This window comes from Halomonas sp. SIMBA_159 (genome assembly GCF_046536035.1).
Classification (GTDB): domain Bacteria; phylum Pseudomonadota; class Gammaproteobacteria; order Pseudomonadales; family Halomonadaceae; genus Vreelandella; species Vreelandella venusta_A.
Window position 1 is genome coordinate 1 of record NZ_JAWJBT010001599.1, and the last position, 236, is coordinate 236.

Genomic DNA, 236 nt, shown 5'->3' on the forward strand with positions numbered 1-236 from the left:
TTTGTAACAGTGTGGTTGGATAATAGCCTGTTACTTAGCTCAGAACAAACTAGCGATAGCAGTTGTACAACTGTTTCTCCAACGCCATCAGTTGCCTGACACCCGGCGTCAATGAAAACTCAAACTGAGGAGGTAAGCCAAGCTGTGCCCGTTTATACTGCCACTGCGCATATAGATCCTGATATCTCTGTTCATATTCCTGTGGCTCAAATGGCAGACCGCTGGCGCCTCCGGCC

General features: G+C 48.7%; 1 protein-coding gene. It reads right to left on the bottom strand.

Annotated features, from left to right (window positions below):
* Positions 1–49: 49 nt before the first annotated feature.
* Positions 50–236: hypothetical protein (locus R0J87_RS24620; RefSeq protein ID WP_498889662.1), on the bottom strand; the 187-nt coding region annotated here is incomplete at its 5' end.